Genomic DNA, 23,703 nt, shown 5'->3' on the forward strand with positions numbered 1-23,703 from the left:
ATGGCTATGGGGCAACGCATTGATCAATCTACAACCACTGGCTGAACCGCTAGCCCAAGGCGCCTTGATCCTAACCCCTAACAATCGCCTTAAAAACAAAGTGTTGCTAGCCTGGGCGAGCCAACAAACCGGGGTGGTGAGCGCTCCGCGAATTCAAAGCCTTTCGGGCTGGATAAACGAGCGCTGGATAAGGCTTCAGCGCAGTGGGGAGCCTGCAGCACTGTGCACTCTGGCCGGCCCACAAATCCGCCGGCAACTGTGGGCGAAAGCCATCCAATCAACGCCCGATGCCGCACCACTTATTCACCCACGGCTACTTATCGATCAGCTCGATCAAGCCTATAGCTACCTGAAGCTCTGGCAAGTGAGCAAAGCGCAATGGGCAGGCTTCGGGCAAACCGCAGAACAGGCACGCCTCAGCCATTGGATTAGCCATGCCGAAACAGAGGCCGCTCGCTTAAACCTGTGTTTTGAAGAGCAGCAGCTTGGTCTACTACTGGCAAACCTTACCAAAAACAGCAGTGAGCAGGCGCCAGGTGAGGCCGTTTACCTGCTCAATTTTGACACCATCACCCCCCTGCATCAGGCGCTACTGGATTGCGCCTTTGGCGAACACCACGGCCTTGAAAGCAATCAAACGCAGGCCGCCCAAAGCCTGCGCACCGTCTGCAAAGATCCCAAACAAGAGCTGCAGGCCTGTGCGCTTTGGGCCAAGGCCCAATTAACTGCAAAGCCCGATCAGCGCATTGCCATCATCGACCCAAACCTGGGCAAAAACCGCGCACGTCTGGAGCGCGCCTTGGCACGGGTATTCGAGCCGCACCACCACCGCCCTGGCACCCAACGCTACACCATGCCCTTTAACTTCTCTGCCGGAACGCCGCTGGCCCAATGCCCGCTGGTGCACCAATTGCTGGCCTGCCTGCGCTGGCCAAAGACACCGGCCCAAGCCAGTAGTTGGCTTAACAGCCCGTTTATCGGTTTTGATGGCGACACGGGCCTGCGCCATTGGCTTACCAGCTATCTGCTGGAAACGGCCACACCCGAGATCACACTCCAACTGCTGGCGCGCGGCCTTGAACGCTTTGCAGCCGGTCGCCCAGACAACAGCCAAACACCCATACGGCCTTGGGCGGGCCTGCTCCAAAGCCTGCAGGATTTGCCCATCAAAGCCACGGGCAGCCAATGGGCCAATCACTTCACCAGCTTGATTCACAGCCTCAACTGGCCGGGGCCAAGGGTGCTTGATTCAGAGGAACACCAGCAAGCCAACCAGCTGTTGGATTGCCTGCTGCAATTGCGCGAGGCCGATTTACTGGAAAGCCCACTCACCAGTAGCGAGGCCGCCCACTGGCTGAGCGAGGTGGCCAGCCGCCAGCCGTTCCAACCGCAAACCCCTGAATCGCCCCTGCAAATTCTTGGCACCCTGGAATCGGCGGGCTTGAGCTTCGATCAAATTTGGGTGATCGGCATGGACGATACCCAATGGCCGCCACCGGCGGCGCCCAACCCCTTGCTGCCGGCGGCGCTGCAACGGGAGCTGGCAATGCCCCATGCCTCGGCCGAGCGAGAGCTGGCATTTTGCCAAAGCCTGACCCGAAACTTCCTATGTGCGGCACACACGGTGATTTTCAGCCATCCCGCGCGCGACGGCGACCGCGAGCTGCATACCAGCCCGCTGATTGCCCACCTTGAACCCATGCCGGCACCCGCAATTGCAGAGCCCGAACAACCTCAAGGCCCACTAGAGTGGATCAGTACCGCACAAGCACCGGCAGTGAGTGCGGCAGAACTGCCCCGCCTGCGCGGCGGTAGCGGCATGTTAAGCCGGCAGGCCCGCTGCCCGCTGGCGGCGTTTTTTGCGCTGCGCCTGGGGGCGCGGCGTAAAGAGCCGGCAACGCCTGGGTTAAACGCGCTGGAGCGCGGCCAATTGCTGCACCAAACACTCTTTTATTTCTGGCGTGCAGGCCCAGACCTCACGACACAAAGCCCCGAGGCCCGCGCCCAAGCACTGCAAGCAGCCCTCGATGCCGCCTTTGCAGAGCTTCCCGAGTACTTGGGCAAGCGCTTCATTGCCCTTGAGCGCGAGCGGCTGGAATACCTGCTCGCGCCCTGGTTTGAATACGAGCGCCTGCGGCCCGCATTTTCCATTGCCGGCCTCGAGCAAGCACTGGAATTCAGCATTGGCGGGCTCCCCTTAAAGCTCCAGCTCGACAGACTCGACCAAATTGGCGACCAACAATTGCTCATCGACTACAAAAGCGGCGTTACTCACATTAACAAGTGGCTGGGCCCACGGCCGGAAGAACCCCAGCTACCGCTCTACGCCGTAGCACTCACCCAAGCGGGCGAAAACGTGCAGGGCATTGCCTTCGCCGAGCTACGCCAGGCCCGCCAGCTACTGCAAGGCATTGGCAACCCGGCGCTGGCACCAGGACTTAAGGCACCCAACGATAAAACCATAGGCCTTGAAAGCTGGCAGGCCCTGCTTGCCCATTGGCAGCAAGCGCTAGAAGGCCTTGCCCAAGAGCTGTTGAACGGCCATACAGAGCTGCAGTTTTCCAGCCTGCAAAGCCGACAGTACCTGGCTGAATTTGCGACCTTGTTGCGCACCGACGAGCAACAACAAATCAGCCTGATGGAGCAAGCCCAATGAGCACACCCGTTGATGCCAAGGTGCGCGCCCAAGCGCTGGATATCCACCGGTCTTTTGCCGTTTCAGCCCCGGCAGGCTCGGGTAAAACAGGCCTGCTGACCCAACGTGTGTTGGCACTGCTCACCACCTGTGAGGCCCCCGAAGAGCTGCTGGCCATCACCTTCACCCGCAAGGCCGCCGGTGAAATGCGCGACCGCATCACCGCCGCGCTGGCCCAGGCAAAACACCAGCCACGCCCGGAAAGTGCCCACGAGGCCACCACCTGGGAGCTGGCACAAAAGGTCTTAAGCCGCGATGCAGAACTGGGTTGGTCACTGATTGAGAGCCCGAACCGCCTGCGCATTCAAACCATTGATGGGCTGTCGCGCCAGATTGCCAAACAGCTGCCCTTCGCCTCGGGTATGGGCAGCCTGCCCGAGCCCAGCGAGCAACCCGAGCCGCTATACCGGGCGGCCATATTGGCGCTGTACCAAAAACTAGAAACCCAGCACCCCATCGCCGAGCACCTGGCCACATTGCTGCTGGAGCTCGACAATCGCTACGACACCTTCGAAAGCCTGTTGTTGTCGCTGCTGGCCCAGCGCGACCAATGGCTGGGGCTCACACTGGCAAGCCGCTCGGACGGCGCCAAAGGCTTCCTAGAGGAAAGCCTAAAGTCTTTAGTAATCAAAGAGCTAGACGCGGTTTATCAAGTACTACGCGAAGAAGGGGCAAACCTTTGTGAGCTGGCCCGCTACAGCGCGGCCAATTTAACGGCCGATGCAGAACTTGCCGAAAAGCAAAGCCCGTTGATGCAGCTAGGTGAACTGCATGCCCTGCCTCGGGATTTTACAGGCGCGGCCCTCCCCCAAAGCCTTGGCCATTATCAGGCGCTGACCCACCTGCTGCTCACCAACGGCAAAGACGGGCAATGGCGCAAGCGACTGGATAAATCCATGGGCTTCCCCACGGAGCGGGCGCCTGAAGTCACCAAGGCAAGTGCCAAGGCCTACAAAGAGCGGCTGAGCGAGCTAATTGGCAGGCTCGGCCAACACAGCCAATTGCTGGCGCAGCTGCAGGTGGTGCGGGCCCTGCCGGCACCGCACTATGCCGATCACCAATGGCGCCTGCTGGAAGCCTTAACCCAAGTGTTACCGCACCTGGCCGCCGAGCTCACTCTGGTATTTAGCCGCGAGGGCTGCAGCGATTTTATTGATACCGCCCAGGCGGCGCTCATCGCCCTTGGCCAACTTGATGAGCCCTCAGAGCTGGCCCTGCGACTTGATTACCACATACGCCACATACTCATTGATGAATTTCAGGATACCTCGGTACCCCAGCGACAGCTTATTGAGCACCTCACCGCCGGCTGGGAGCCCGGTGATGGCCGCACCCTGTTCATCGTGGGCGACGGCATGCAATCGTGCTATGGCTTTCGCAATGCCAAGGTGGGGATCTTCCTGCAGGCCCGCGAGCAAGGTATTGGCGATGTGCCCCTTACGCCTCTCGATTTACAGGTGAATTTCCGCAGCCAACAAGGCGTAGTGGATTGGGTTAATACCCATTTTCAGGCGGCCTTTCCCGCCCGGGATGACGTCACCCGAGGCCAGGTACGCTACCAGCCAAGCATTGCGGCACGCCCGCCCCTTGAGGGCCAGGCCGTGCAGCTCACCCTGCTTGCCCAAGACGCAGACCAAGACAATCTCGACCCGAACGAGGCCGAAGCCCAGGCGGTGCTGGAGCTCATTGGGCAGTTGCGCAAGCAAAACCCGGAGCACAGCATTGCATTGCTGGCCCGCAACCGTAGCCACCTGCGTGCCAGCCTGAGGCTGCTTGATCAGGCCGGGCTCCGCTATCAGGCCACCGAGCTCGACAACCTCAGCAATCGCATGGCCATTCAGGATTTGATGTCACTGTTAAGGGCGCTGCTGGACCCAACCGACCGCATCAGCTGGCTGGCGCTGCTGCGCGCGCCCTGGTGCGGCCTGGGCAATGCAGACCTGCACACCCTGATTCAAGGCCCGCCTGCAACCCCCCTTGCCGACGGCCGCCCCAGCATATGGGCGCAGTTGCAGGCGGCACGGGCGCAATCTAACTTAAGCACCGAAGGCCAGGCCTGCCTGAACCGCACCGTAGATACACTCGAACAGGTATTGGCAAGCCAGGGCCGCAAACCCCTGCGCGATTGGCTGGAGGGTTGCTGGCAGGCCCTTGGGGGTGCCCATAGCCTGCTTGATGTGAGCGATTTGGCCAATGCACAGGCATTTTTTGACCTGCTGGAAGCCCATACCGACGGCGCCACGGTGCGCGACTGGCAAACCTTTACCGATGCAGTAGCGCGCCTGTACGCCGCCCCCGCCACCGATGCAGACCCCAGGCTGCAAGTCATGACCATTCACAAATCCAAGGGGTTGGAGTTTGATCAGGTAATTATTCCGGGCCTGCACAGGCTACCCCGCGCCGACAGCCGCGAGCTGCTACTGTGGCTTGATCAAATTGATGAACAGGGCAATCAGCAAGTGTTGATGAGCCCGCTTTCCAACCGTGAAGAAAGCGATCTCTACCAGTTTATTCAACGGGAAAAAGCCGAGCGCACAAGGGCCGAGGCCACCCGGCTCTTCTACGTGGGCGCCACGCGCGCAGTAAAGCAGCTGCACTTGTTTGCCTGCGTTAAACGCAAAGACGGAGAACTACAGCCGCCCGCCAAAAACGCGCTGTTGGCCTGCATTTGGGAGACTTGCGTGGAAACGGCCAGAGTGCGCACTATCACCGGGCAAGGGCGCGCGCCCTATTCGCCACTTATCGGCGCCAACCGCATACGCAGGCTCGCGCCCAGCTGGCAATGGGTTGAGCCCACCGCCGAGGCGCCACTTGGGGCTTATCGCGGCAAAACCAGTGCGCCTGTCACACGGGAAAACCCGCTCAACCGGCCGGATTTGTTGCCGCTGTACGACGCCGACCGGCGCGCTATTGGCATTGCCTTACATGCTGAAATCCAATATTGCACCGAACAGGCCATCCTGCCGGATGAGAACTTTGTAAACCGCCAGCAAGCGCGCATTACCGCACAGCTGCGCGCAGCCCTTGTGCAGCAGCCCGAGGCCGGTAGCCACACAGTCTGTGAGGCGCTGCTGTTAATGGCACAGTCTGACACCGGCCGCTGGTTGCTCAACCCCAACCACGCCCACAGTGCTACAGAGCTCGCGCTCTGGGAGCCCAAAGCCCAGGGCGCCAAACAATGGGTAATAGACAGAACCTTTGTGGATCAGGGTGTGCGCTGGGTAATTGATTACAAAAGCAGCCTGCCGGGCACAAACCAAACGCTAGGCGAATTCGCTGCAGAACAGGCAACCCGCTACCAGGGCCAACTGATGACCTACGCGCGGCTGGCGCGCCAATTGGGGCCAGAGGCCGTGAAGGTGGCGCTTTATTTCCCGCTTTGCGACCACTTTCAGCCAGTTGATATAGCATAAATAGCGATATTACAGGCCCATAACTAACTTTTATTCCAAAACCTTGGCAAGTGCCTTAAAAAATCCCGTAGAATGGCCGACCGCTCACCATATTGAAAGAAAGAGATACATGCTCCATGACTAACCGCGCAGTTGACGACTTGAATGTCGTATCCCAGGAAATCCTGATTTCGCCGGACGCCCTGAAAACCGAGCTGCCGTTAACGGAAACGGCTCTGAAATCTGTCACCGAAGGCCGGCAGACCATCCGCAACATCCTCGATCGCAAAGATCACCGGGTGTTTGTGGTTATTGGCCCCTGCTCCATCCACGATGTGGATGCCGCCCTCGATTATGCCCGGCGCCTGAAAAAGCTCGCCGACGAGGTGTCGGACACCTTGTATGTGGTGATGCGCGTGTATTTTGAAAAGCCCCGTACCACCGTGGGCTGGAAAGGCCTGATTAACGACCCCTACCTGAACGATTCCTTCAAGATTCAGGAAGGCCTGCACATCGGCCGTAAACTACTTTTGGATGTTGCCGAAATGGGCCTGCCCACGGCAACGGAAGCACTCGACCCCATCTCGCCACAGTACCTGCAAGATCTGATCAGCTGGTCGGCCATTGGGGCCCGCACCACCGAAAGCCAAACCCACCGCGAAATGGCCTCGGGCCTGTCTTCGGCTGTTGGCTTCAAGAACGGCACCGATGGCTCACTCACCGTTGCCATTAATGCCCTGCAATCGGTGGCCAACCCGCACCGCTTTTTGGGCATTAACGAAAACGGCCAGGTGTCGATCATTCACACTGCCGGCAATGCCTACGGCCATGTGGTTCTGCGCGGCGGCAACGACAAGCCAAACTACGACTCGGTCAGCGTTGCCATGTGCGAAAAAGAGCTGGCGGCGGCAAAGATTGCGCCCAACATTATGGTCGACTGCAGCCATGCCAACTCCAACAAGAAGCACGATTTGCAACCGCTGGTGTTAGACAACATTGCCAACCAGATACTGGAAGGCAACAAGTCCATCATTGGGGTAATGATCGAAAGCAACATTGGCGCAGGCAACCAGAAGATGACTGCCGACAAGGCAGACCTACAGTACGGGGTATCCATTACCGATGCCTGCATCGACTGGGAAACCACCGAGCAGTGCCTGCGCGATATGCGCAATAAAATCAAAGACATACTGCCAAATCGTTAAGTAAATTCTTAATACAATTGGCAGCCTAGAGCAACAAAAAAGGCGGGTTAACTACCCGCCTTTTTTAATGTTTGCGCGATCGGGGTAGCTACGCCCAATCAGTAATAGGCATTACTCTTGTCTGTGTGGTCGGTCATGTCGCGCACGCCCTTAAGCTCTGGGATCTTGCCCACCAGTGTTTTCTCAACGCCCTCTTTCAGGGTGATGTCTACCGCGCTGCAGCCCTGACAGCCGCCGCCGAACTTCAGCACCGCGTACATGTCGTCGCTTATGTGAGACAGACTTACCACGCCACCATGGGAGGCAAGGCCCGGATTTACCTCGTTGTAGAGCACGTAGTTGATCTTGTCTTCCAAGGGGCTATCGTCAGAGATCTTGGGCATTTTTGAATTGGGGGCACGAATGGTGAGCTGGCCGCCCATTTTATCTGGTGAATAGTCCACCTTGGCCTCATCCAGGTATGGCAGCGAGCGCTCTTCGAAGTAGGCGGTAAAGCCTTCATACTCAACAGGCACGTCGGCATCGCGGTCGTCGCCCGGGCGCGAGTAGGCGATACAGGTTTCGGCCTGCGGCGTTCCGGGGCTAGACACAAACATGCGAATGGCAATGCCGGGGGTGTTCTGCTTTTCGAGCAGTTCGCGCAAATACTTCTGAGCAGATTCCGTAATGTTGACGTTTACCATCTGAGTGTCGAGCCCTTTACGTTGATTACCTGATTGAAACAGTCGGGTATTCTAAACAATCGGCACGCAAAGCAAAACAACCATTTGAAATTCAGGGGCATTTCAGAAATTCATTGCGCCGCTAGCCCTTTGGTGGCGGTTTTCTGGTAGAATCCCAACCTACATCAAAATATTTTGATATAGATAATTTATCCTAGTCACACTGCGGAAACACCATGCCTGCTAATAGATCTGTCCTACTACGTGAAGCACTTAAAGACCGAATCCTCGTTTTGGACGGAGGCATGGGCACGCTTATTCAATCCCATAAGCTGCAAGAAGCCGATTACCGCGGCGAGCGCTTTGCCGACTACACACAGGATCTGGCAGGCAATAACGACCTGCTAAGCCTCACCCAGCCAGACATCATTGGCGATATTCACAAGGCCTACTTTGAAGCCGGTGCAGACATAATTGAAACCAACACCTTCAACGCCACCCAAATCTCCCAGGCAGACTATGGCCTGGAGGCACTGGTTTGGGAGCTCAATCAGGGTGCAGCCGCGCTCGCGCGCCGCATTGCCGATGAATTTACCGCCAAAAACCCGGCCAAACCGCGCTTTGTAGCAGGTGTATTGGGGCCAACTTCGCGCACCTGCTCTATTTCGCCGGATGTAAACGACCCGGGCGCGCGCAACGTCACCTTTGATGAACTGGTTGAAAACTACCTGGAGGCCACCGACGGCCTGGTAAAAGGTGGGGCCGATATTATTTTGATAGAAACCATCTTCGATACCTTAAACGCCAAAGCCGCGGTATTTGCCGTAAAAACCTATTTCGACCGCGAAGGCCTTGAACTGCCCATTATGATCTCGGGCACCATTACCGATGCCTCGGGGCGCACCCTTTCAGGCCAGACCACCGAGGCCTTTTACAACTCGCTGGCCCACGCCAGGCCGCTATCAATCGGCCTTAACTGCGCCCTCGGCGCCAAAGAGCTGCGGCCCTACGTAAAGGAACTCTCACGGGTGGCCAACTGCCTGGTATCGGCACACCCCAATGCCGGCCTGCCCAACGAGTTTGGCGAATACGATGAAACGCCGGAAGAAATGGTGGCCGTGGTTGAAGAGTTTGCCGCCAGCGGCTTTTTAAACATTATTGGCGGTTGTTGCGGCACCTCGCCTGCGCACATTCAGGCCATTGCGCGCGCCGTTGCGAAATACCCGCCACGCGCCCTGCCCGACATAGAGCCCGCCTGCCGGCTGGCGGGGCTTGAGCCCTTTAACATCACTCGCGATTCACTGTTTGTGAACGTGGGCGAGCGCTGTAACGTGACGGGCTCGGCCAAGTTCAAGCGCCTGATTGTTGACGAGGATTACAACACTGCACTGGAAGTGGCGCTTGAGCAGGTGCAAAACGGCGCGCAGGTGATCGACATCAACATGGACGAAGGCATGCTCGATGCCCAGGCCGCTATGGTGCGCTTTCTGAACCTGATAGCCGGCGAGCCGGATATCGCGCGGGTGCCCATCATGGTGGATTCCTCCAAGTGGGAAATCATAGAAGCCGGCCTTAAATGCGTGCAGGGCAAGCCACTGGTGAACTCCATCAGCCTGAAAGAAGGCGAAGCCGAGTTTATAGAGCGCGCTAACCTTTGCCGCCTGTACGGCGCAGCCGTAGTGGTCATGGCCTTTGATGAACAGGGCCAGGCCGATACCGCCGAGCGCAAAATCGAGATTTGCCAGCGCTCCTACGACGTGCTGGTAAACAAAGTGGGCTTCCCGCCGGAAGACATCATCTTCGACCCGAACATCTTCGCGGTGGCCACAGGTATTGAAGAACACAACAACTACGCAGTAGATTTCATTAACGCCACCCGCTGGATTCGCCAAAATCTACCCCACGCAGGGGTTTCGGGCGGCGTGTCGAATGTGTCTTTCTCGTTCCGGGGTAATAACCCGGTGCGCGAGGCCATTCACTCGGTGTTCTTGTACCACGCCATCCAGGGGGGCCTGAACATGGGCATTGTGAATGCCGGCCAGCTGGCGGTGTATGACGACCTGCCAAAAGAGCTGCGCGACACCGTTGAAGATGTAATCCTCAACCGCACGCCCGAGGCCACCGAGGCCCTGCTGGCCATTGCCGACAAATACAAAGGCGATGGCAGCGCAGGCCCCAAAAAAGAAGACCTCGCCTGGCGCGAACTGCCTATCAACAAGCGCATAGAGCACTCATTGGTAAAAGGCATTTCGGCGTTTATTGAAGAAGACACAGAGCTCGCCCGCCAAGCCGCCACCAAGCCCATTGATGTAATTGAAGGGCCCTTGATGGATGGCATGAATGTGGTAGGCGACCTGTTCGGCGCCGGTAAAATGTTCCTGCCGCAAGTGGTGAAGTCAGCCCGCGTGATGAAGCAGGCAGTGGCCTACCTCAACCCCTACATTGAGGCCGAGAAACAGGTGGGCGCCAAGCCCAACGGCAAAATTCTCATGGCCACCGTAAAAGGCGACGTACACGACATCGGCAAAAACATCGTGGGCGTGGTATTGCAGTGCAATAACTTCGAAGTGGTTGACCTGGGCGTAATGGTGCCCTGCGAGAAGATTTTGCAAACCGCGCTGGATGAAAAGTGCGACATTATCGGCCTGTCTGGCCTGATTACGCCTTCACTGGATGAAATGGTCACCGTGGCCCGAGAAATGGAGCGCCAGGGCATCAACCTGCCCTTGATGATTGGCGGCGCCACCACCTCTAAAGCCCACACAGCCGTTAAGATCGAGCCGCAGTTCAAGCGCGACCAAGTGGTATACGTGGCCGATGCCTCCCGCGCCGTGGGCATTGCCAGCCAGCTGCTCTCGGATGAGCACAAGCCAAAACTCGTAGAGAAGGTAAAGGCCGAGTACGAAGCGGTGCGAATCCGCAACGCCGGGCGCAAGGCCCGTGGCACGGTACTGCCCTACCCGGATGCCGTTAATGCAGGCCTGAAGCTCGACTGGGACACCTACACCCCGCCCGTGCCCGCCTTTACCGGTACCCGCATATTCGATGACTATCCGCTTAAAGAGCTTATTGAAACCATCGACTGGACGCCCTTTTTCATCAGCTGGGATTTGGCCGGCAAGTACCCGAAGATCCTGCAAGACGAAGTGGTGGGTGAAGCCGCGCGCAACCTCTTTGAAGACGCCCAGGCCATGCTTAAGCGCATCGTGGACGAAAAACTGCTCAAAGCGCGGGCGGTGGTGGGCTTTTGGCCTGCAAATCAGGTAAACAACGACGATATCGCCCTGTTTACCGATGAAAACCGCACCGAAACACAGGCCACCTTGCACCATATTCGCCAGCAAAACAAAAAGCCGGGTGACATTCACCCCAACCTCTCATTGGCAGATTTTGTAGCCCCCGTAGGCCATAAGGACTACGTGGGCGGCTTTGTAGTAACCGCAGGCATTGGCGCCGAGGAACTTGCCAAGGAGTTTGAGGCGGCCCACGATGACTACAGCGCCATTATGGTTAAAGCACTGGCAGACCGGCTTGCAGAGGCCTTTGCCGAGCACATGCACCGCCGGGTGCGCAAGGAATTCTGGGGCTATGCACCCGATGAAAACCTCGCCAACGAAGACCTCATCAAAGAGGCGTACCAAGGCATACGCCCGGCACCCGGCTACCCCGCCTGCCCAGACCACACAGAAAAAGGCACCCTGTTTAAGGTACTCGATGCCACCAATGCCACGGGCGTTGAGCTCACCGAACACTTTGCCATGTACCCGACCGCCGCTGTGTCTGGCTGGTATTTTTCGCACCCCAGCAGCCGCTATTTCAACACCGGCAAAATCAGCAAAGATCAGGTTGAAAGCCTGGCCGCGCGCAAACAAATGCCACTGGCTGATGCAGAGCGCTGGTTGCAGCCGGTACTGGATTACGACCCCCAATAGCCAGCCCCGGAAACCCGGGAGCACCTGTGGCCTGCCGCGCTTGTTGAGTGTTTAACGCTTAACTTGCGCGGCTGTAGCCACGCATGGGTCACCTGCCCCGATTTCAGCAGGCCTGCGCAATAAGGCGTTTTGGCCACCAATTGCCTACTTGAACTGACTCCGCTTTTGCCAACCCTAGAGTCAAACCCGCGGCGGGCGGCCAATGCCGGTGAGTCCACGCTTGCCTTTCCCGTAAGGCTTGTTAGGCTCAAGGCCAACAGTGTGGCCCAACACATTAGCCAACAAACAACTGCAAGGCGCCAAAACCATGCAACCCAAGCCGCAATTAAAGCCCCGCGAAGAAAGTGAAGATTCACGCAAACCCAATGCACTAAGCATCATGCTAAGCACCTTTGCGGCCGCTTTCGGAGTCCAAAGCAAGCGTAATCAGGAGCGGGATTTTAACGGCGGCAACATTTATCACTACATTGCCGCCGGTGTGATTTTTACGCTGATGTTTATCGGGGTGATGGCACTTATCGTGCACACTGTGCTTAAAAATAGCGGTCTGTAATAAGCATTATTTCCATTGCAATAATTGACAACGAAATAATACCAGAAGCAACTACAAGCTAATCAAAGGGTTTAGCTGGTTTGGCGCCACAAATTACCTGCCTCTATACCACCGGCTCGCAGCATTTTCACAAGGCTGCCGCGCAGGCCCCGAAACTCTGTGGAAGGCAACTCCGAAAGAAACTCTGCCTGATGGGTTTCAGCCATTTTGTTCAGCGCTTTTACCAGTGTGTGGGCGCTCTCGGTAAGGTGCAATTTCACTACCCGTCTATCAAGGCCGTCGTGCTCGCGCTGCACCAGATCCTGGCGCTCTAGCCTATCTAACATGCGGGTTACCGTGGAGCGATCAGCGCCAATATGCTCAGCAACCTGGGCGGGCGTTTTGGCCAAGCCGTGATGCATTACATTGAGTGCTGCCCACTGTTGCCAGCTAAGGCCGTGGGTTTTTAATTGCTGGTTTAGCCGATCTTGCATCTGTTGGGCCAGGCGGCTTATCCAGAACGCGAAACTGTTGTGTAGATGAAAATCCTTCTCACTCATAGCAAACGACAACCTATGAAGGGCAAAATTAGGTAGGCCGCCTATGATGCCTGAGCGGGCCTTGGTGTCTAGCACTGCAATGCAATTCTGCGCGCCCTGCACGCTCGGCCCTAATGAATCCGCCGCGCCAAAGGTATATAAGCAGTCATCCGGCCTTAATGGGAACCCTCATGGCGGGTATAGAGTCTCCTAGCGGGCGTGATACTGCTATGGGTACTGTGGTCACTCACCGCGCTTTCCAGAACCTGACAAGGCTCAGGCTGGCAGCTCGCAGACCTCATCAGCGTCACTGGCATGCCCAACAACCGGGCAGGCCGCTAGCGGGGGCCAAAAACGCGAAAACCAGAGCAAGCTCTGGTTTTCTACGTTCCCATTCAAGCAAATTGCATCAAGCATATTGCGCTCGCTGGAATACTCTGGCCGCGCAATCCATCGCAGCGATTCTGCCTATTGGCCGCTTACCCAGAAGACGCAGGTGGCTACAAAAATGGCGATAAGTGCCATTGCAGCTATGGCGTCCGCCATACTGTCACCCTGTTCTTGCATTTGGATATCATCGTGCATGGTACTGCTCCTCTGTTATTTTTTTTGGGGAGAACGTGAGCGTTTATTCGCTACGCACTGATTTTAACCACACTATAAAGCAAGGAATCAAGCGCTAAACCCTTTCTTATTCCAAATATATATTACGATAGCGCAAACAATTAGTATCAAGCTGCACTTGGGCTTGGTAATCTCGCCGCCGCGTCACTCTCATGAGTTGCCGCTAGGCCTTTAAAGACAGGGGCTTAGCTCGATTCAATGAATGAACTGAGGTATCCTGCCGAGCCCTTGTAGCGCCAGCAGGCGACCTGCAGTAAATAACCCTGCGCTATATAGCGCAATGTAAGGTATTTGAACTTCATGTACGTTTACGACTCCTACGATCACCACATCGTGCGCGAGCGCGTCGCTCAATTCCGCCGTCAAACGGAACGCTATTTAGCCGGCGACCTGACCGACGAAGAATTCCTGCCCTTGCGGTTGCAAAATGGCCTCTATATACAGCGCGTAGCCCCCATGCTCCGCATTGCTGTGCCCTACGGCCTGCTGAGCAGCCGTCAGCTGCGCAAGCTGGCCCACATTACCCGTGAATACGACAAGGGCTATGCGCACTTCACAACCCGCCAGAACATCCAGTTAAACTGGCCCCAGCTTGCCGAGGTGCCAGACATCCTCGAAGAACTGGCCGAAGTGGAAATGCACGCCATTCAAACCAGCGGCAATTGCATTCGCAATGTGACCTCTGACCAGTTTGCAGGTGTAGCGCCCGACGAAATCACAGACCCACGCCCCTACTGCGAGATTATCCGCCAGTGGTCTACCTTCCATCCGGAATTCGCCTTTTTGCCGCGCAAGTTCAAAATTGCGGTGTGCGGCTCTGAGCAAGACCGCGCGGCCATTCTGGTGCACGACATCGGCCTGCAGCTGGTGGTAAATGACGCCGGCGAAACAGGCTTTAAGGTGTATGTGGGCGGCGGTTTGGGGCGCACCCCTATTATCGGCAGCCTGATTCGCGAATTCCTGCCAGAGGCAGATTTGCTCTCCTACCTGGAGGCCATCTTGCGGGTGTATAACCTGCTGGGCCGGCGCGACAACAAATTCAAGGCGCGCATCAAGATTCTGGTTAAAGCCACAGGCCCCGAGGCCTTCGCAGATAAGGTAGAACAGGAGTGGGCACAGATTCGCGCGGGCGAAACCACTCTCACCCAGGAAGAAATTGCCCGGGCGAAATCCTTCTTTACCCTGCCCGCCTATCAAGCAGACGCAGCACAGGATCTAACCAGCCTCAAGGCCGAGCACAAAGCCTTTGCGCGCTGGCTTGAGCGCAACGTGCGCAGCCACAAGCAGCCCGGCTACAAAGCCGTTAACTTGTCGCTCAAACCCACGGGCGTGGCCCCTGGCGATGTGACCGACCAACAGCTGGAGGCCATTGCCGAGCTTGCCGATACCTACAGCTTCGGTGAAGTGCGCGCCACCCACGAGCAAAACGTGGTACTGGCAGATGTGCGCGAGAAAGATTTGTTCGACGTTTGGCAAAAGGCCAAGGCCAACGGCTTTGCCACGCCGAACATCGGCACCTTAACCGATATGATTTGTTGCCCTGGCGGCGACTTCTGTTCGCTGGCCAATGCCAAATCCATCCCCATTGCCGAGGCCATCCAGCGCCGCTTTGACGACATGGATTACCTCTACGATCTGGGTGACCTCACGCTTAACATCTCTGGCTGCATGAACGCCTGTGGCCACCACCACGTAGGCCACATCGGCATTTTAGGTGTTGATAAAAAAGGCGAGGAGTTCTATCAGGTCCAGCTGGGCGGCTCGGCCAGCAACGATGCCTCTTTAGGCACTGTGCTTGGCCCGTCCTTCGGACGTGATGATGTACCCGATGTTGTACAAAAAATCCTGGATGTCTATGTAGAGAAACGCCAGCCCGAAGAGCTGTTTCTAGACACCTACCGCCGCATTGGTGTGCAACCTTTCAAGGAGCGTATTTATGCCAAAGCTAGTTAAAGATGGCGCCATTGCAGAATGCAGCCGCCAGTTTCTTGCCAAAGACGCCACCCTTGATGCCATCACCGGCAGCACCGATGTAGTGCCGCTGGCACTCTGGCTGGCTCAAAAAGAGGCGCTCACCAGCCGTGGTATTGATGCAGTTTGGGTAGACACAGACGAAACTGTGGATGAGCTGCGCGACAGCCTCAACCAACTCACGCTGGTTGCCGTGCATTTTCCCGCCTTTGCTGATGGTCGTGGCTTTTCGCTGGGCCGGCTCGTGCGCGAGCGCTTTGCCTTTAACGGCGAGATTCGCGCCTTTGGCAATGTGATTCAGGATCAAGCGCATTTCCTGAAGCGCTGCGGCTTTAACGCCATGGACTTCCGTGCAGGCACCAATCTTGAAAGCGCTATTCAATCGCTGATGGACTTCAGCGAGCACTATCAGGCAGCCGTAGATCAGCCCAAGCCGTTGTTTCGGCGCAGAGCCAGCTAATCAACCTACCCAATGCCCGCCATAGCGGGCATTTTTATGCCTGCTAAACAGCAACGCACGCGTGCGGCACCTTAAAACCACCGCCTTATTCGTCAGTGGTACAGTTCTTGATTACACTGTTAGCCAAGAGGAGTGATTTATGGCTGACCCCACCCTGTTTCAATCGTTTTTCATGATTTTCACTGGCGCAGCACTGGTGGCGACCATTGCCCTTTATGGTCGCCAGCCATTGCTCGTTGCCTATATTTTACTGGGCATGGCGCTGGGGCCCTTTGGTTTTCAACTTATTACCAATGTTGAATTAATCAGTGAAATATCGCGGGTGGGCATTGTATTTCTATTATTTTTGCTCGGCTTGGATATGCAGCCCAAGGCGCTATTTTCCGTATTAAAGCAAGCAACGCACATAGGCATTATCAGCTCGGCACTCTTTGCCATTGCAGGCTACGCCATTGGCTGGCTATTTGGCTTCAGCCACCTTGAGAATCTGATTATTGGTATGGCGATGATGTTTTCATCCACCATCATTGGCATTAAATTGCTGCCCACCACAGTACTGCATCACAAACACACTGGCGACTTAATGGTAGGCCTGCTGCTGCTACAGGATTTTCTGGCCATTGTTTGCCTGATGGTGCTGCTCAGTGGTGACCTTGGCAAGGTAGACCTGCCCACCCTTGGCAAAACCTTTTTGGCGCTGCCCCTGGTTGCCGTCGCAGCCTGGCTGTTTGTGAAATGGGTATTGTTAAAGCTCATCCAAACCTTCGACCGCTTTCACGAATATATATTTCTGTTAGCCATCGGCTGGTGCATGGGCATGGCGGAGCTCTCCGAATATTTGGGGCTATCGGCAGAAATTGGTGCCTTTATTGCCGGAATTACCCTGGCCACCAGCCCAATCTCACAATACATTGCCATTAGTTTGAAGCCCTTAAGGGATTTCTTTTTGATTATCTTTTTCTTTTCTATTGGTGCGCGCTTTAATCTAGACCTGCTACCGGATGTGGCTCTGAGCGCTACCGTCATGGCGGCAACTGTACTGATACTAAAACCTGTAACCTACCGTTTTTTATTGCACCGCCAAAGCGAACAAGACCATCTGGCCTGGGATATCGGCTTTCGCTTGGGCCAGATCAGTGAATTCAGCTTATTAATTGCATTCGTCGCAGTCAACGCATCGCTCATTGGCGAAAAAGCCTCAACGCTGATCCAGGCAACGGCCATCATTACCTTTTTGGTATCGAGCTACATTGTGGTATTTAACTACCCCAACCCCATTGCGGTGTCAGACAAACTTCGACGCGATTAAGCAACAAGAATAAAATTAATGGCAGGTAACGCAGCCGGACAATGCGCGCTCAATGAGCGCCCGAAAAATAGCGACAGACTTGCTTTCGAAAGGAAGCGCGCCGGCTGGCGGCGCGCAAGAATTAAGCGGAAAAACGCTGGGTAAGTGTTTGCCAGGCTTTGGTAAACACGCGGTCGAAGGCTGTTTCTGCGGCCAGCCCCAACTTTTGCGGTAAACTTTTGGGCTGCTCGTAACGCAACTCAAACACCTGGGCATCGGCATATTGGGCAGTAATGTATTCATCGCTGGTTTTTATGTCATCCACCAGCAGGTTATCGATTGCCTGCTGGCCAAACCACACTTCACCGGTGGCCACTTTTTCCACATCCACCTTTTCACGGTGCACGCTGATAAAGCGTTTAAACAAGCCGTGTACATCTTCCAGCTCATCCAGAAACTTCTGGCGGCCCTTATCGGTGTTCTCACCGAACATGGTCAGCGTGCGCTTGTACTCACCGGCGGTAAGCAGCTCGAAGTCTATGTCGTTCTTTTTGAGCAGCCGGTGGAAATTTGGCATTTGTGCCACCACCCCGATTGAGCCCACAATGGCAAAGGGTGCCGCCAGTATTTTATTGGCCACACAGGCCATCATGTAGCCGCCGCTGGCAGCCACTTTATCCACACATACCGTAAGGCTAATGCCTGCATCAGTAATGCGCTTGAGCTGGCTGGCCGCCAGGCCGTAGCTATGCACCATTCCCCCACCGCTTTCAAGGCGTACCACCACCTCGTCGCCAGCTTTGGCAACCGACAACAACGCCGTAATTTCCTCGCGCAGCGCCTCTGTAGCCGAGGCGCGGATATCGCCTTCAAAATCCACCACAAACACGCGTTTGGGCGCAGCCTGCTCGGCTTGCTGCTCATCTTTGCGGGCACCCTTCTTGCGTTTGGCTTCAAGCTTTTGTTTCTTCTTTTCTGCCTTTTGCAGCGCCTTGTATTCGGCCTCGTCTAACAGTGCCGATTGCATCATGTCTTTAACGTCGTCGTAGTGATCGTTCAAGCGCCGAACTTCTACCTCGCCGTCCGGGTCTTTTTTACCGCGGGCTCCGGCAGATACCAGCAAGCCGATTACAATACCAAGGGCCACGACTAAGGTGACGGTTTTGGCCAAGAACAGGCCGTATTCCATTAAAAATTCCAAAAAACTTCCTCTAGATTCCAGGTAAAAATTTTACTGCCAGCGCTGCACAGCTTGTTTGGCCGGATCGTTGATTGGCTTGCCCACCAAACCCGAGCTGGTGAGTGCTATTGAATAAATCGCACCATCAGCCATGGGTAAAAACGTGGCGCTGCCATACTGTGCCTGCATGGGCAACCAATCATTGGCGCTTAACATGAGCGGCCACAAATCCACCCAGCCGTTGTCTTTGGCAAGGTTGTAAATAGTGCGATTATTCTGGCGCTCTTTCTCCAGCGAGTAGTAACGGCCGCCGAGCCTGTCTAGCCGGTAAGCGGGCTTGGCACCCAGGCTTGCCAGCATCATAGGCCAGCGCACAATGCGCGCATCAAGCTGCCATTGATCGCCGGCGATATCAAAGCGGCTTTCCCGGCCATCGTTTTCCAACAACACCGCGCGGAATGATTGCTCGCCCAGGCGCTCAAAGCTTAAGGTTGCAATGGGCTTTTCAGACATCACCTGTTTGTAACCCAGCAGATCTACCGCCAGCAATATCAGCAGCACGCCAATGCCAGCCACCATCAAGCCGGATAAACCTTTTATAAAACCCACCAACCAGGATTTCTCACCCAGCAGCCGCGCAGCCACATACAGCAGGCACAGTCCGCCCACAACAATCAAAGCTGCAATGAGGTAGTAAAACATAGCGTTTCCTTTGCTGTTTTCTAAAAAGGCCCACAAGAAAGGCCGGGCAGACGCCCGGCGCCATCAGGCGCACAATACCCGAACTAGCATACCGAGTCATCCATAGCGGTGCCGGCAATCTTCTACAAATTTGGCGATAAGTTGGCCTGAAAGCGACTGCACAGGCGGTGTGATAGCAGGCAACTGGTTATATTTGAACCACCCCGCTTCGGTTATTTCGTCGTCCTGGAGTTGCAACGCCTGAGGGCCGGCTGCCACACTGGCGCAAAACCCCATCATCAGCTGGCCGGGAAACGGCCAGGGTTGGCTGCCCACATACTCAGGGCGCTCAACTGCCAAACCGACTTCTTCAAGCGCCTCACGCGCCACGGCAGTTTCCAGGCTTTCGCCCGGCTCAACAAAACCTGCGAGCGCGGTAAACATTTGCACACTTGAGCGGCGGTGAACCGCCAGCAGGCATTCATCCCCGCGGGTTATCAATACGATGACACAAGGCGATAAACGGGGGTAGTAACGCAGATTGCAGCCTGAACACAGCATTGCGCGATCATCACTTTGCAACTGGTTTACCGCGCCGCACCGCCCACAATAGCGGTGGGTATCCAGCCAGTTGACAAGCTGTACCGCAGCGCCCGCCATCAAAAATAGCGCCTCTTCGTGCGCCATCAGGATTGACCTGAGCCCCACCCACTCGCAACCGGCAGGTGTGCCAGCGTTGTTACCCACAGGCACTGGCTGGCAAAAACAATCCGTAAACTCACCCGCATCCGATAGCTGCCCCACCTTGAGCGAAGCCAGCAACCCATCGGTGGAGGCTTCGGGCTTATCAACCACCGATGACAAAGCAGAAAACGGGCGATCGAACAACACATTGCCATCGGCGCTTTGCAACACCTGATGACCTTTGACTACAAGCCATCGGGTTGCTGTTGCAGCCTGCGGATGGCTAAGCCCCGGGGTGAACGCCCTCATTGCACCGGGTAGCCCAGGGCCTCCAGGCTTTCTTCGGCAATTTGCAGCACGCTATCATCGGTGTGCTTGTCGGCTTTTGCGGCATCCAGGTAGTACTCAAGGCCAATTACCGCATCGGCAAAGGTTTCCAGCATTTGCTGAAGCATCTCGGGGTGATCGTTATTTAACAGCGCCTCTGCCACAAAGGCCTGGCAGGCAGAGGTAACCCTTGATGCACGGGATAATCCAATCACTCCCATACCACCGCGGATGGTGGCCAAGGTGGTTGATACATTTTTAATATGGCCACGATCAAAGCCGGATTCCGAATAGGAACTCAGCGCGCGCTTGATCATGGCAAGCCCGGCCTCAGCCTCCTGGAATACCAAGGCCTCGGCCTCGTGGAGCTGGTTGCCGGCAATAATATCGCTGCGCGAGCCGCTGTTGATACGCGCCAGCTGATCATCCGACAAATTTTGCGTGCCAAGGCCCGATACGGTGCTTTCCACATACAGCAAGGAATCGGCCACCTCCAGCAGCTCTTTGCTATCGGGTGCATCGCCGGTACTTTTCCAGGCGCTGATTTTGGCGATTTCCGTGCGCAGCGTGTTACTGGCGGTCACCAGACCGACCACGGCCAGAATTTCAGCGATTTTGTTGAGATTGGCAACCAGCTCGTCGTTTTCTTCCGGCGCCCATGAGCCTGCCTGTGAGGCGCGCTCCAAAACGTCTTTTACTGCACTCAGCTCATCTTTTATGACGGCCGCCATGGAGCTGATGGTATTGGCGCTTGGCCCCTTAAGGGCGTCGCGCTCGCGGCGCAGCTCGGCATCGGTATAACCGAGCGCTGTTACCTGGCAATCGGTCAGCAACTTCTGCACCTGGGGATCTTCCGAGTCAGACAGGGCCACCACGTAGAGCAAATCTTTAAGCAGTGCCTCAGCTGGCTCGGAATCCAGGTGGCTTGGGCCCTTTTTCTGCAACTGCTTGAGCTCTCTATCAATGGAGCCCAGCAACAGCTTGCGCACTTTGGTGATTTCCATGCCGTTTTTGGCCATCACACCAATGGTCATGGCACCCAACCACCAAAGTTTACCCAGCGGCCGGCCCCGGCTGATGATATCCAGCCGCTCCAGGGCGCGCTGCATCATGCCGAGCGACGGCTTAACCTGCTTGCCCTGCAATACAGACAACAACCCAACCTGGTACATATGACGTAATCGGCGCGCCAAGGCCGCCAGATCCTCGGCCATTACCGAGGTGGCCTGGCCTGCATTGCCGCGATCGATGGCCACTTTGGCATCAAAAAAATGGCTGTCTTTTAACAAGGGAGCCTTGCGGACCTGGCGCATTTCATTAATGGCGGGAATCAGCAATACCGGCATATTACGCTTGGTTTGCAGTACGTATTCAAGATAGCGAGGCAGAATGAAGAAACTGGAAGTGAGCGTTGAAATGAATTCATCGGCCTCTTCATTGTGGCCGGTGGTGATTTCTTGCGCCAACGCCAGTATTTCCTGCGCCAACAAGTCTGCACCTTTGAGCTGTACAACGCTTAAGGTGCCACTGATCTGCTTGATACCGTCTATGCAACCCTGTAACAAGTCACCGTTCTCGCGGTCTGCCACAAACTGTTCTAGCTTGGCCGCACTGGCCTCAATGGTGGCAAGCAGTTCATCGCGCACCAACTTAAGTGAGGACAAATTGATCGATTGAGTAGTCACGCAAAACCTTCCATTTACAGGGGCATCGGCGGCGCCAGACGCCAAATCATTGAAAACCATCGCACACAGCCAGGGCAGTTAATGGAGGTGTAGCGAACCCCTAGTGCCAATAAATATCACTAACTATAGTATGCCGATTCGATAGGTTGACTATAATCAAGCAATTGCTTCCATTTCGCCAGCGATCTTGTTGAAAATATTGATATTTTTAACAATTTCAGTAGGCTCTTGGGGCCGGAATAACGTGGGTGGAAACGCCAGTCGGGCAACTCTTGGCCAACTACCCCATATAACAACCAACATCAGGAGAATTCAGGCTTAGGCTTGATTGGGAACCCCTATGGCACAATCCATTTCTGCAGCGTTGCTTAAGAATTTCCTTGGGCAAGCGCCCCAGTGGTACAAGATCACGATCATCTGTTTTCTGATCATTAATCCGTTTGTGCTTTATTTCATCACCCCCTTTGTTGCCGGCTGGCTGCTGATTGGCGAGTTCATTTTCACCCTGGCCATGGCACTTAAATGCTACCCCCTGCAACCGGGCGGCTTGCTGGCACTGGAAGCGGCCATATTGGGCCTGGCCGGGCCAGATGCCATCTACCAAGAGGTGCTGGCCAACTTTCAGGTAATTTTGCTGCTGATGTTCATGGTGGCGGGCATCTACTTTATGAAGAGCCTGCTGCTCTTTGTGTTTACCAAGATCCTGGTTTCCATTCGATCAAAAATCCTCCTCTCGCTGCTATTTTCATTTGTAGCGGCAATACTTTCGGCCTTCCTGGATGCACTAACGGTGACCGCTGTACTCATCAGCGTGGCGGTAGGCTTTTATGCGGTCTACCACAAGGTGGCCTCCAACAATAATACCGGCAGCCACAACCATGGCGACGACACAGGCGTAGTGGAGTACCACCGCGAAGACCTGGATCAATTCCGCTCCTTCTTGCGCAGCCTGGTGATGCACGGCGCCGTGGGCACGGCCTTGGGTGGCGTGTGTACTTTGGTGGGCGAGCCTCAGAACCTGCTGATTGCCGAAAAAGCCAACTGGGATTTCGTCACCTTCTTTTTGAAAATGGCACCCATCACCATGCCCACCCTAATAGGCGGTTTGATTTGCTGTGCAGTGCTTGAGAAGCTGGGCTGGTTTGGCTATGGCGCAGAAATTCCCGAAAATGTGCGCAAGGTGCTAAAAGAATATTCCGATGAAATGGATAAAAACCGCACTAAAACAGAAAAAGCCGAGCTGATTATTCAAGCCATCGGTGCACTGGTGCTGGTATTCGCCCTGGCCTTCCACATTGCCGAAGTAGGCCTGGTGGGCCTGATGATTATTGTATTGCTCACCTCCTTTAACGGCATTATCGACGAGCATCAAATTGGCCACGCCTTTGAAGAGGCACTGCCTTTCACCTCGCTGCTGGTAGTGTTTTTTGCGGTGGTTGCCGTTATTCACGAGCAACATCTGTTTTCGCCTATTACCAATTGGGTGCTGGCGCTGGAAACCAGCCAACAACCCCCCATGCTGTTTATTGCCAACGGCGTGTTATCGATGATCAGCGATAACGTGTTTGTGGCCACGGTGTACATCAATGAAGTGAAAAGCGCCCTGGACGCCGGCGCCATAGACAGGGCCCACTTTGAAACCCTGGCCATTGCCATTAACACCGGCACCAACCTGCCAAGTGTTGCCACACCAAACGGCCAGGCAGCATTCCTGTTCCTGCTGACCTCAGCCCTGGCTCCGTTAATTCGCCTCTCTTACGGACGCATGGTACTTATGGCGCTGCCCTACACCCTCGTACTGGGCGGCCTTGGATTGTATTTTGTAACCTACGGGCTTTAAGAGCCA

The 23,703-nt window shown here is 55.7% G+C and carries 15 protein-coding genes; 9 read left to right on the plus strand and 6 right to left on the minus strand.

Annotated elements, in window-relative coordinates:
* Window positions 1–19: 19 nt before the first annotated feature.
* From L1F30_RS09245 to L1F30_RS09255, 3 genes are all read left to right on the plus strand, one after another.
* Entirely contained in the window at window positions 20–2,656 is a 2,637-nt protein-coding gene (locus L1F30_RS09245; protein ID WP_253355537.1) for a PD-(D/E)XK nuclease family protein, read from the plus strand.
* On the plus strand, window positions 2,653–6,108 hold the full coding sequence (locus L1F30_RS09250; RefSeq protein WP_253355539.1) for an exodeoxyribonuclease V subunit beta: 3,456 nt from the start codon (window positions 2,653–2,655) through the stop codon (window positions 6,106–6,108). Before L1F30_RS09245 ends, L1F30_RS09250 begins: the two co-directional genes overlap by 4 nt.
* Window positions 6,109–6,224: 116 nt before the next feature.
* A complete protein-coding gene (locus L1F30_RS09255) occupies window positions 6,225–7,292 on the plus strand; it encodes a 3-deoxy-7-phosphoheptulonate synthase (RefSeq protein ID WP_253355541.1) in 1,068 nt (355 codons plus the stop codon).
* A gap of 98 nt (window positions 7,293–7,390) precedes the next feature.
* Here L1F30_RS09255 and nfuA read toward each other — a convergent pair whose 3' ends face one another.
* Window positions 7,391–7,975, minus strand: a complete 585-nt coding sequence (gene nfuA / locus L1F30_RS09260) for a Fe-S biogenesis protein NfuA (protein WP_253355542.1) — start codon at window positions 7,973–7,975, stop codon at window positions 7,391–7,393.
* A 215-nt stretch (window positions 7,976–8,190) separates the two neighbouring features.
* Between nfuA and metH the strand changes: the two genes are divergently transcribed.
* Window positions 8,191–11,886, plus strand: a complete 3,696-nt coding sequence (gene metH / locus L1F30_RS09265; RefSeq protein ID WP_253355544.1) for a methionine synthase — start codon at window positions 8,191–8,193, stop codon at window positions 11,884–11,886.
* Between the two features lie 307 nt (window positions 11,887–12,193).
* Window positions 12,194–12,439 (plus strand): DUF2970 domain-containing protein, encoded by a 246-nt coding sequence (locus L1F30_RS09270; RefSeq protein WP_371922627.1) that lies wholly within the window; start codon window positions 12,194–12,196, stop codon window positions 12,437–12,439.
* A 71-nt stretch (window positions 12,440–12,510) separates the two neighbouring features.
* On the opposite strand, the gene L1F30_RS09275 is transcribed toward L1F30_RS09270, so the two are convergent.
* Window positions 12,511–12,978, minus strand: a complete 468-nt coding sequence (locus L1F30_RS09275) for a MarR family winged helix-turn-helix transcriptional regulator (protein ID WP_253355546.1) — start codon at window positions 12,976–12,978, stop codon at window positions 12,511–12,513.
* A gap of 903 nt (window positions 12,979–13,881) precedes the next feature.
* Here L1F30_RS09275 and L1F30_RS09280 point away from each other — a divergent pair.
* The 3 genes from L1F30_RS09280 (at window position 13,882) to L1F30_RS09290 (ending at window position 17,321) form a co-directional block, all read left to right on the plus strand.
* Complete coding sequence (locus L1F30_RS09280) at window positions 13,882–15,534, plus strand: nitrite/sulfite reductase (protein WP_253355548.1); 1,653 nt, start codon at window positions 13,882–13,884, stop codon at window positions 15,532–15,534.
* Window positions 15,518–16,012, plus strand: coding sequence for a DUF934 domain-containing protein (locus tag L1F30_RS09285; RefSeq protein WP_253355550.1), 495 nt, complete (start codon window positions 15,518–15,520; stop codon window positions 16,010–16,012). Before L1F30_RS09280 ends, L1F30_RS09285 begins: the two co-directional genes overlap by 17 nt.
* Before the next feature lie 139 nt (window positions 16,013–16,151).
* The gene (locus L1F30_RS09290) at window positions 16,152–17,321 is read left to right on the plus strand and encodes a cation:proton antiporter (protein ID WP_253355551.1); all 1,170 of its coding nucleotides are present in this window, start codon (window positions 16,152–16,154) and stop codon (window positions 17,319–17,321) included.
* 121 nt (window positions 17,322–17,442) lie between these two features.
* Here the strand turns inward: L1F30_RS09290 and sohB are convergent, their stop codons facing one another.
* From sohB to L1F30_RS09310, 4 genes are all read right to left on the minus strand, one after another.
* A complete protein-coding gene (gene sohB, locus L1F30_RS09295) occupies window positions 17,443–18,501 on the minus strand; it encodes a protease SohB (RefSeq protein ID WP_253355553.1) in 1,059 nt (352 codons plus the stop codon).
* 30 nt (window positions 18,502–18,531) lie between these two features.
* Window positions 18,532–19,182: a hypothetical protein gene (locus tag L1F30_RS09300; protein ID WP_253355555.1), complete on the minus strand. Its 651-nt coding sequence runs from the start codon at window positions 19,180–19,182 to the stop codon at window positions 18,532–18,534.
* Window positions 19,183–19,278: 96 nt separating this feature from the next.
* The gene (gene nudC, locus L1F30_RS09305; protein ID WP_253355556.1) at window positions 19,279–20,076 is read right to left on the minus strand and encodes an NAD(+) diphosphatase; all 798 of its coding nucleotides are present in this window, start codon (window positions 20,074–20,076) and stop codon (window positions 19,279–19,281) included.
* Window positions 20,077–20,150: 74 nt separating this feature from the next.
* Window positions 20,151–21,857: a pilus assembly protein gene (locus L1F30_RS09310; protein ID WP_253355558.1), complete on the minus strand. Its 1,707-nt coding sequence runs from the start codon at window positions 21,855–21,857 to the stop codon at window positions 20,151–20,153.
* A 340-nt stretch (window positions 21,858–22,197) separates the two neighbouring features.
* Here L1F30_RS09310 and nhaB point away from each other — a divergent pair, with 340 nt between their 5' ends.
* Window positions 22,198–23,697: a sodium/proton antiporter NhaB gene (gene nhaB / locus L1F30_RS09315; RefSeq protein WP_253355560.1), complete on the plus strand. Its 1,500-nt coding sequence runs from the start codon at window positions 22,198–22,200 to the stop codon at window positions 23,695–23,697.
* Window positions 23,698–23,703 lie beyond the last annotated feature (6 nt).

It is taken from the genome of Simiduia sp. 21SJ11W-1, from assembly GCF_024138675.1.
Taxonomy (GTDB): Bacteria; Pseudomonadota; Gammaproteobacteria; order Pseudomonadales; family Cellvibrionaceae; genus Simiduia.

Coding starts and splice junctions, on each gene's coding strand:
- L1F30_RS09285 (WP_253355550.1), top strand. CDS start 15,518: ATGCCAAAGCTAGTTAAAGATGGCGCCATTGCAGAATGCAGCCGCCAG.
- L1F30_RS09280 (WP_253355548.1), top strand. CDS start 13,882: ATGTACGTTTACGACTCCTACGATCACCACATCGTGCGCGAGCGCGTC.
- nfuA (WP_253355542.1), bottom strand. CDS start 7,975: ATGGTAAACGTCAACATTACGGAATCTGCTCAGAAGTATTTGCGCGAA.
- L1F30_RS09255 (WP_253355541.1), top strand. CDS start 6,225: ATGACTAACCGCGCAGTTGACGACTTGAATGTCGTATCCCAGGAAATC.
- L1F30_RS09300 (WP_253355555.1), bottom strand. CDS start 19,182: ATGTTTTACTACCTCATTGCAGCTTTGATTGTTGTGGGCGGACTGTGC.
- L1F30_RS09270 (WP_371922627.1), top strand. CDS start 12,194: ATGCAACCCAAGCCGCAATTAAAGCCCCGCGAAGAAAGTGAAGATTCA.
- L1F30_RS09290 (WP_253355551.1), top strand. CDS start 16,152: ATGGCTGACCCCACCCTGTTTCAATCGTTTTTCATGATTTTCACTGGC.
- L1F30_RS09250 (WP_253355539.1), top strand. CDS start 2,653: ATGAGCACACCCGTTGATGCCAAGGTGCGCGCCCAAGCGCTGGATATC.
- metH (WP_253355544.1), top strand. CDS start 8,191: ATGCCTGCTAATAGATCTGTCCTACTACGTGAAGCACTTAAAGACCGA.
- L1F30_RS09275 (WP_253355546.1), bottom strand. CDS start 12,978: ATGAGTGAGAAGGATTTTCATCTACACAACAGTTTCGCGTTCTGGATA.
- nhaB (WP_253355560.1), top strand. CDS start 22,198: ATGGCACAATCCATTTCTGCAGCGTTGCTTAAGAATTTCCTTGGGCAA.